This is a genomic window from Blastococcus sp. CCUG 61487 (assembly GCF_005222955.1).
Lineage (GTDB): Bacteria > Actinomycetota > Actinomycetes > Mycobacteriales > Geodermatophilaceae > Blastococcus.
Map to the genome: position 1 here is coordinate 1 of NZ_LWUA01000076.1, position 8,863 is coordinate 8,863.

An 8,863-nucleotide genomic window follows, 5' to 3' on the forward strand; every position below is an offset into this window, starting at 1 on the left:
CCCACCACCGGCTCAAGACCTTCGCCCCAGGCTGGCGCTTCGTGATGCACCCCGACGGCACCCTCACCGTCACCACCCCGTCCGGCATCACGCGGAGCACCCGGCCGCCAGGCCTGGAGCAGCGCCCGCTGCCACCACCGCCGGCGCCACCTGTCGACGACGGTCCGCCACCTTTCTGAGCCGGTTCGACCGACCCGTGGAGCGAACGCGGGAGGTGTGACGAACACCTCCTCGGAGGGCGAGTGTCATCTTGCTCACGCTCCGGCCTAGACTCGGAACCGAGGCGCCTTGTGAACCTTTTCACAAGGTCCGCGACCGGAGGGGAGGTTCTGCCGTGCCTGTGCCGAGTGCCAGCGCAGTGCAGTCCCCGACCGACCGGTCGGCCGATGTGGTCGTCGTCGGTGGGGGCCCGGCCGGGTCCTCGGCGGCATGGTGGCTGCGGCAGGCCGGGCGCGACGTCGTCGTCCTGGAGAAGGCCGACTTCCCCCGCGAGAAGGTCTGCGGGGACGGCCTGACGCCCCGCGGGGTCAAGGCGCTCGCGGACATGGGCGTGGACACCGACGGCTGGATCCGGCACAAGGGTCTGCGGGTGCACGGCGGCGGCCGGGTGGTCGAGGTCGACTGGCCGCGGTTGCAGCACTGGCCCGACCACTCACTGGTCCTCCGGCGCAGCGAGCTCGACTCCCGCCTGGCCGCGCACGCCGAGGCCGCCGGCGCCCGCGTGCACACCGGGGTCACCGTCACCGAGCCGCTGCTCGACGAGGCGGGCCGCGTCGCCGGCGTGCGCGCGGAGGCCGGGCCCGACCGCGAGCCGCAGCAGTGGCGGGCGCCGCTGGTCGTCTCGGCCGAGGGCCTGTCCGGCCGGCTGGCGAAGTCGCTGGGCCTGGTCCGGCGCGAGGACCGTCCGCTCGGCGTCGCCGTCCGCCGCTACGTGCGGTCGCGCCGCGCGGCAGACGACTACCTCGACATCTCCTTCGACCTCACGCCGTCCGGGCCGTCCCGCGACTCGATGCCCGGGTACGGCTGGATCTTCGGCATGGGCGACGGCACGGCGAACGTCGGCTTCGGCCTGCTCGACACCCGGCGCGGCACCGGTGCCGACCACCGTGCCGTCCTGCGCGCCTGGCTGGACACCTTCCCGGCCGACGACGGACTGGGCGAGGACACCGCGGTCACCCCGCTCCGTGGCGCCGGCCTGCCGATGGCCCTGAACCGCGGCCCCGCCTACACCCGTGGGCTGCTGCTGGCCGGTGACGCCGCCGGCACGGTGAACCCGTTCAACGGCGAGGGCATCAGCTACGCGATGGAGACGGGGCGGATGGTCGCCGAGACCGCCGCCGACGCGCTCGCCCGGCCCGAGGGGCCCGCCCGCGAGTCGACCCTGCGGCGCTACCCGGAGCGGCTCCGCGCCGCCTACGGGCGGCACCACCGCCTCGGGATGGGCTTCCTCGCCCTCCTCGCCCGCCCCGACGTCGTCCGCTTCACCACGTCGCACGGCCTGAAGCGGCCCGCGCTGGTGAACGCTGCGCTGCGCCTGATGGGCAACCTCACCGACGGTCGGGACGGCGACGCGGTGGACCGCGCCGTCGCCGCGATCACCCGACTGGCACCGGCGGTCTGACGTGGACAGGACTCCGATGAACTCGCCCGCCGACACGGTCACCGACCGTCGCGCGGTGGCACGGAACGTAATCGTCCTCACTCTAGGGTGGCGCTGATGCTGTCGACCTACGTCCCGATCCTGGGACTCTTCGCGCTGGGCGGGGCGTTCGCGCTCTTCTCGGTGACCGCGGCCCCCTACGTCGGTCCGCGCCGGTACAACCGGGCCAAGCTGGACGCGTACGAGTGCGGCATCGAGCCGGTCGACCAGCCCCTCGACGGCGGGCGCTTCCCGGTCAAGTACTACCTGACCGCGATGTTGTTCATCATCTTCGACATCGAGATCGTCTTCCTCTACCCGTGGGCGGTCCACAACGACGCGCTCGGCGTCTGGGGCCTGCTCGCCATGGTCGCCTTCATCGGCACCGTCTTCATCGCCTTCGCCTACGAGTGGCGACGCGGCGGATTGGAATGGGACTGACATGGGCCTGGAGGAGAAGCTCCCCAGCGGCTTCCTGCTGACCAGCGTGGAGAAGGTGGTCAACTGGACGCGCAAGTCGTCGCTGTGGCCGGCCACGTTCGGCCTGGCGTGCTGCGCGATCGAGATGATGGCCATGGGTGCCGGCCGCTACGACAGCGCCCGGTTCGGCATGGAGGTCTTCCGCGCCTCGCCGCGGCAGGCCGACCTGATGATCGTCGCCGGCCGGGTGAGCCAGAAGATGGCGCCGGTCCTCCGCCAGATCTACGACCAGATGCCCGAGCCACGCTGGGTCATCGCCATGGGCGTGTGCGCCAGCTCCGGCGGCATGTTCAACAACTACGCGATCGTGCAGGGCGTCGACCACGTCGTCCCCGTGGACATGTACCTGCCCGGCTGCCCGCCGCGGCCGGAGATGCTCCTGGACGCGATCCTCAAGCTGCACCACAAGATCATGAACGAGCCGCTGGGTGAGAAGCGGGAGCGCCAGCTCGCGCAGGCCCGCGAGGACGGCACCGCGAAGGACCTGCACGTCGAGATGCCCTCGACGTTCCGCGTGGACAAGGCCGCCCGCAAGGCCTACGAGCAGGCCGCCGCCGAGGGGCGGGCCGGCCAGTTCGCCATCGAGCGGCGGAACGGCAACGCGGTGTTGCTGCCCGAGGAGCGGCCCCAGGGCATGGGGAAGGCCTGGCGATGAGCGACGAGATCGTCCCCGGCCGCAGCGAGGGCGGTTACGACGCCGCGACCGCGCCCTCGGGCGGCTTCCGCAAGGGAGCGTTCGGGGTCAGCGGCAGCGGCGACACCTCCGGGTTCGGCGGACTGGTGCGCGTCGAGCCGGGCGGCGCCGTGGCGCTGCACTCCACCGACCGCCCCTACGGCGGCTGGTTCGACGAGGTGACCGACGCACTGATCGAGGCCGTGGGCGAGCAGACCTACGCCGCGGCCGTGCACCGCGTGCTGGTCGACCGCGGCGAGATCACCTACTTCGTCGCCCGCGAGCACCTGCTCACGCTCGTCCAGGCGCTCCGGGACGACGAGGCGCTGCGCTTCGAACTGTGCAGCAGCGTCTCCGGCGTCGACTACCTCGACAGCGGTGGCCCCGTGGTCACGCCGTCCCGTCCCCGGTTGCACGCGGTCTACCACCTGACCTCGATGACCTACCGACGCCGGATCCGCCTCGAGGTGGCGGTCACGGCCGAGGACCCGCACATCCCGTCGGTGACCGGCGTCTACCCGACGGCGGACTGGCACGAGCGGGAGACCTACGACATGTTCGGGATCGTCTTCGACGGCCACCCGGCGCTGACCCGGATCCTCATGCCCGACGACTGGGACGGGCACCCGCAGCGCAAGGACTACCCGCTCGGCGGCGTGCCGGTCGAGTACCACGGGGCCACGATCCCGCCGCCGGACACCCGGAGGGCGTACCGATGACCACCTACAACCCGGCCGACCCGTACGCCGGCTCCCGCGAGACCACCGAGGGGCGGGTCTACACCGTCACCGGCGGCGACTGGGACCTCGCGCTCGCCGACGTGCACGGCGCGGAACGGCTCGTCGTCAACATGGGGCCGCAGCACCCGTCCACGCACGGCGTCCTCCGCCTGGTGCTCGACCTCGAGGGCGAGACGGTCACCAAGGCCCGCGTCGTCATCGGCTACCTGCACACCGGCATCGAGAAGAACACCGAGTACCGCAACTGGGTGCAGGGCACGACCTTCGTGACGCGCATGGACTACCTGTCCCCGCTGTTCAACGAGGCCGGCTACTGCCTGGCCGTGGAGAAGCTGCTGGGCATCGAGGCCCCGCAGCGCGCGCAGACCATCCGGGTGCTCGTCCTGGAGCTCAACCGGATCGCCTCGCACCTCGTCGCGCTGGCCACCTTCGGCATGGAGATGGGCGCCCTGACGGGCATGACCAACGGCTTCCGCGAGCGCGAGATGGTCCTCGACGTCCTCGAGGAGATCACCGGCCTGCGGATGAACCACGCCTACATCCGCCCGGGCGGCCTCGCGCAGGACCTGCCCGAGGGCGCGGTGGACAGCATCCGCGAGCTGCTGAGGATCCTCCCGGGCCGGGTGGCCGACTTCCACCGGCTGCTCACCGGCCAGCCGATCTGGCAGAACCGGCTCAAGGACGCCGGCTACCTCGACGTCACCGGCTGCGTGGCGCTCGGCGTCACCGGGCCCGTCCTCCGCGCGGCCGGCCTCCCGTGGGACCTCCGCAAGGTGGAGCCCTACCTGGGCTACGAGACCTACGACTTCGAGGTCCCCACCGCCGACACCAGCGACGCCTGGGGCCGCCACCTCGTCCGCATGGCCGAGGTCAACGAGTCGCTCAAGATCATCGCCCAGGCGCTGGACCGGCTGGAGCCGGGCCCGGTCATGGTCGAGGACAAGAAGATCGCCTGGCCCGCGCAGCTCTCGCTGGGCGCGGACGGCATGGGCAACTCGCTGGACCACGTGCGGCACATCATGGGCCAGTCGATGGAGGCCCTGATCCACCACTTCAAGCTGGTCACCGAGGGCTTCCGCGTCCCGGCCGGTCAGGTGTACGTGCCGGTCGAGTCGCCCCGCGGCGAGCTCGGCTACCACGTGGTCAGCGACGGGGGCACCCGACCGTTCCGCGTCCACGTGCGCGACCCCAGCTTCGTGAACCTGCAGGCCACGGCGGCGATGAGCGAGGGCGGCATGATCGCCGACGTCATCGCGGCCATCGCATCGCTCGACCCCGTCATGGGAGGAGTCGACAGGTGACCGTCTTCGACCAGCCCTACCCCGGATCCCCGGAGGCGGCGCGCACCACCGGCCTGGACTCCAGCCCGTTCGAGGGCAGCCCGGAGGTGCTCGACGCCCTGCCGCCGCTCACCGAGCAGACGCGGGCCGAGGCGCGCGAGATCATCGCGCGCTACCCGCAGCCGCGCTCGGCGTTGCTGCCGATGCTGCACCTGGTGCAGAGCTACCAGGGCTACGTCTCCCCGCAGGGGCTGACCTTCTGCGCCGAGGAACTGGGCCTGACGACCGCCGAGGTCGCCGCGGTGGCGACCTTCTACACGATGTACAAGCGCCGGCCCACCGGCCGGCACCTGGTCAGTGTGTGCACGAACACGCTGTGCGCCGTCCTGGGCGGGCAGCGCATCTTCGACGCGCTGAAGGCAGACCTCGGCGTCGGTCACGACGAGACGGCCGCCGACGGCTCGGTCACCCTGGAGCACGCGGAGTGCCTCGCCGCCTGCGACTACGCCCCGGTGGTCACCGTCGACTACGAGTTCTACGACCAGCAGGACGTCGAGAGTGCCCGCGAGCTGGTCGCGGCCCTGCGGCGGGGTGAGAAGCCCCTGCCGACCCGCGGTGCCCCGCTGACCGACTTCAAGGGGATCTCCCGGCAGCTGGCCGGGTTCGACCAGTACGGCGACGAGGCCGCTGCGCGCGCCGCCGTCGACCACCCCGGGAACTACGGCCCCACGCTGGCCGGGGTCCGGCTGGCCGAGGAGCGGGGGGAGGTGGCGCCCCCGATGCCGCGACGCACGCCCCCCGAGCTCGAGCCCGACGCGGGTGAGCCCCGGGCCACGACCCGGCCCACCGGGCGCACCGGTGAGACCCCGGAGAAGGAGGCCGGCGACGCGCGCGTCGCGGCCGCCGACACCCCGGCGGAGAAGGCCGGCACCGCCCGGACCCACCCCGACGAGGGCAGCGAGTACGGCCGCGGCCGTCCGCAGAAGCAGCCGCGCGGCGGCACCGACACCCCTGCGGGGACCGAGCCGGGCACGTCCGGCCAGGGCCCCGGCGACGGGAAGGCCTGAGCCATGCCACTCACCCCTGTGCTGACCTCCCGCTGGGGCGCGGACGCGTCCTGGCGGCTGTCCACCTACGAGTCGCTCGAGGGCTACGCGGCCCTCCGGACGGCGCTGTCGATGACGCCGGACGAGCTGATCACCATGGTCAAGGACTCCGGGCTGCGCGGCCGCGGCGGCGCCGGCTTCCCGACCGGCATGAAGTGGAGCTTCATCCCCCAGCCCAAGCCGGGGGAGACCCCGACCGGCCCGGCGGCGATGCCCAAGTACCTCGTGGTCAACGCCGACGAGGGCGAGCCGGGCACCTGCAAGGACCTGCCGCTGATGATGGTCGACCCGCACTCGCTGATCGAGGGCGTGATCATCTCCTCCTACGCGATCAGGTCGTCGTTCGCGGTCATCTACGTGCGCGGCGAGGCGGTGCACGCCCACCGTCGGCTCGTGGCCGCCGTCGAGGAGGCCTACGCCGCGGGCTACCTCGGCCGCGACATCCTGGGCTCCGGCTACGACCTCGACGTCGTGGTGCACGCCGGCGCGGGCGCCTACATCTGCGGCGAGGAGACCGCGCTGCTGGACTCGCTGGAGGGCTACCGCGGCCAGCCGCGGCTCAAGCCGCCGTTCCCGGCCGTCGCCGGCCTCTACGGCGCGCCGACCGTCGTCAACAACGTCGAGAGCCTGGCCAGCGTGCCGTTCATCGTCCGCGGCGGCGCGGAGTGGTTCAAGGAGATGGGCCCGGAGAAGTCGCCCGGACCGAAGATCTTCTCGATCTCCGGACGGGTCGTCCGGCCCGGCCAGTACGAGGCCCCCATGGGCACCACGCTGCGCGAGCTGATCGACATGGCCGGCGGGATCCGTCCCGGTCACCAGCTGAAGTTCTGGACGCCGGGCGGCTCCTCGACGCCGTACTTCACCGCCGAGCACCTCGACGTCCCGCTGGACTTCGACTCGGTCGCCGCCGCCGGCTCCATGCTCGGCACGACGGCGCTGATGATCTTCGACGACACCGATTCGATCGTCGAGGCCACCCTGCGGTTCAGCCAGTTCTACGCGCACGAGAGCTGCGGCAAGTGCACGCCCTGCCGGGAGGGGACCTTCTGGTACGTCCGCGTCCTGGAGCGGTTCGTCGCCGGCCAGGGCACCGCGGAGGACCTCGACACCCTCGTCGATATCTCCGACAACATGCTGGGCCGCACGTTCTGCGCGCTCGGCGACGGCGCGACCAGCTGCGTCACCAGCTCGATCCAGTTGTTCAAGGACGACTACATCGCCCTGCTGTCTCCGGAGGAGCGCGCCCGCGTCGGCCGCTTCCTCCCCATCGAGCCGGTCGGAGTGGCCTCATGAGTACTTCCTCGCCCGCCCTGCCCACCCCTGCCAGTCCCCAGCCCGCGCCCGCACTCCCACCGGGCGCCCCGGGGCCGCACACCCCACCGGACGCCGTCCACTGCACGATCGACGGCTTCGACGTCGCCGTGCCCAAGGGCACGCTGATCATCCGGGCCGCCGAGCAGATCGGGGTGATGATCCCGCGCTTCTGCGAGCACCCGCTGCTCGAGCCGATCGGCGCCTGCCGGCAGTGCCTGGTCGAGGTGGAGGGCCAGCGCAAGCCGGTGGCCTCCTGCACCATGCCGGTCACCGAGGGCATGGCGGTGCGCACGCAGCTCACCAGCGCCGTGGCCGACAAGGCGCAGCAGGGCAACATGGAGTTCCTGCTCATCAACCACCCGCTCGACTGCCCCACCTGCGACAAGGGCGGCGAGTGCCCGCTGCAGAACCAGGCGATGAGCAACGGCCGGGGCGAGACCCGGTTCGTGGACGAGAAGCGGACCTTCCGCAAGCCGCTGCCGCTCTCCTCGCAGATCCTGCTCGACCGCGAGCGCTGCATCTCCTGCACCCGCTGCACCCGCTTCGCCGAGCAGGTCGCCGGCGACCCGATGCTGCAGCTGTTCGAGCGGGCCGCGCAGCAGCAGATCGCCGTCGCCGACGACGAGCCGTTCGACTCCTACTTTTCCGGCAACACGGTGCAGATCTGCCCGGTCGGTGCGCTGACCAGCGCGCAGTACCGGTTCCGCGCGCGGCCGTTCGACCTGCGCAGCGAGCCCAGCGTCTGCGAGCACTGCGCCTCCGGGTGCGCGCAGCGCACCGACTACCGGCGGGGCAAGATCACCCGCCGGCTGGCCGGGGACGACCCCGAGGTCAACGAGGAGTGGAACTGCGACAAGGGTCGCTTCGCGTTCCGCTACGTCACCGCCAACGAGCGGCTCACCACCCCGCTGGTGCGCGGCGCGGACGGGACGCTGCAGCCCGCCTCCTGGCCGGAGGCCTGGGCGGCAGCCGCCGCCGGGCTCGCCGAGGCACGGCAGGCCGGCGGCGTGGGCGTGCTGCCCGGCGGCCGGCTGACGGTCGAGGACGCCTACGCCTACGCCAAGTTCGCGCGGGTGGCGCTCGGCACCAACGACGTCGACGCCCGCGCCCGCGCGCACTCGGCCGAGGAGCTGGCCTTCCTGGCGACGACGGTCGCCGGCACCGTCCCGGGCCGGGACGCGCTCACCTACGAGGAGCTCGGCCGGGCGCCGGTCGTGCTGCTCGCCGGGTTCGAGCCCGAGGAGGAGTCGCCGATCGTCTTCCTGCGGCTCCGCCGGGCGGTGCGCACCGCGGGCCAGCAGGTCTTCGACCTCGCGCCGTTCGCCACCCGCGCCGCGCAGAAGCTGCGCGCGACGGTGCTCACCACCCCGCCCGGCGCGGAGGCCCGCTCGCTGCGGGCGCTGGCCGAGGGCAGCTGGGGCGGTCCGGCCGTCGAGGCGATCCGCCTGCCCGGTGCCGTCGTCCTCGTCGGCGAGCGGCTGGCCGAGGTGCCGGGCGCGCTCACCGCCGTGCTCGAGCTGGCCCGTGCCACCGGCGCCCGCGTGGCCTGGGTCCCCCCGCCGTGCGGGGGGAGCGCGGCGCCGTCGAGGCCGGCGCCCCTGCCGACGCTCCTGCCGGGTGGCCGGACCGTC

General features: G+C 72.7%; 8 protein-coding genes. All 8 read left to right on the forward strand.

Annotated elements, in window-relative coordinates; genetic code table 11:
* Window positions 1-334 precede the first annotated feature (334 nt).
* Window positions 335-1,621, forward strand: a complete 1,287-nt coding sequence (locus tag A6V29_RS05975; protein WP_137159466.1) for a geranylgeranyl reductase family protein — start codon at window positions 335-337, stop codon at window positions 1,619-1,621.
* 96 nt (window positions 1,622-1,717) lie between these two features.
* A complete protein-coding gene (locus A6V29_RS05980) occupies window positions 1,718-2,080 on the forward strand; it encodes an NADH-quinone oxidoreductase subunit A (protein ID WP_137159467.1) in 363 nt (120 codons plus the stop codon).
* 1 nt (window position 2,081) lies between these two features.
* Window positions 2,082-2,774 carry a NuoB/complex I 20 kDa subunit family protein gene (locus A6V29_RS22125; protein WP_137159468.1) on the forward strand — a complete coding sequence of 231 codons (693 nt, stop codon included), beginning with the start codon at window positions 2,082-2,084 and terminating at the stop codon, window positions 2,772-2,774.
* A complete protein-coding gene (locus A6V29_RS05990) occupies window positions 2,771-3,511 on the forward strand; it encodes an NADH-quinone oxidoreductase subunit C (RefSeq protein WP_137159469.1) in 741 nt (246 codons plus the stop codon). Before A6V29_RS22125 ends, A6V29_RS05990 begins: the two co-directional genes overlap by 4 nt.
* Window positions 3,508-4,833 carry an NADH-quinone oxidoreductase subunit D gene (locus tag A6V29_RS05995; protein WP_137159470.1) on the forward strand — a complete coding sequence of 442 codons (1,326 nt, stop codon included), beginning with the start codon at window positions 3,508-3,510 and terminating at the stop codon, window positions 4,831-4,833. The genes A6V29_RS05990 and A6V29_RS05995 overlap by 4 nt, the downstream gene beginning before the upstream one ends.
* On the forward strand, window positions 4,830-5,879 hold the full coding sequence (gene nuoE / locus A6V29_RS06000) for an NADH-quinone oxidoreductase subunit NuoE (RefSeq protein WP_170977715.1): 1,050 nt from the start codon (window positions 4,830-4,832) through the stop codon (window positions 5,877-5,879). Before A6V29_RS05995 ends, nuoE begins: the two co-directional genes overlap by 4 nt.
* A gap of 3 nt (window positions 5,880-5,882) precedes the next feature.
* Window positions 5,883-7,211 carry an NADH-quinone oxidoreductase subunit NuoF gene (gene nuoF, locus A6V29_RS06005; protein ID WP_137159471.1) on the forward strand — a complete coding sequence of 443 codons (1,329 nt, stop codon included), beginning with the start codon at window positions 5,883-5,885 and terminating at the stop codon, window positions 7,209-7,211.
* Window positions 7,208-8,863, forward strand: a 1,656-nt coding sequence (locus A6V29_RS06010) for an NADH-quinone oxidoreductase subunit G (protein WP_137159472.1), incomplete at its 3' end; no start/stop codon positions are given. The genes nuoF and A6V29_RS06010, both read left to right, overlap by 4 nt.

Coding starts and splice junctions, on each gene's coding strand:
- nuoF (WP_137159471.1), top strand. CDS start 5,883: ATGCCACTCACCCCTGTGCTGACCTCCCGCTGGGGCGCGGACGCGTCC.
- A6V29_RS05990 (WP_137159469.1), top strand. CDS start 2,771: ATGAGCGACGAGATCGTCCCCGGCCGCAGCGAGGGCGGTTACGACGCC.
- A6V29_RS05980 (WP_137159467.1), top strand. CDS start 1,718: ATGCTGTCGACCTACGTCCCGATCCTGGGACTCTTCGCGCTGGGCGGG.
- A6V29_RS22125 (WP_137159468.1), top strand. CDS start 2,082: ATGGGCCTGGAGGAGAAGCTCCCCAGCGGCTTCCTGCTGACCAGCGTG.
- A6V29_RS05995 (WP_137159470.1), top strand. CDS start 3,508: ATGACCACCTACAACCCGGCCGACCCGTACGCCGGCTCCCGCGAGACC.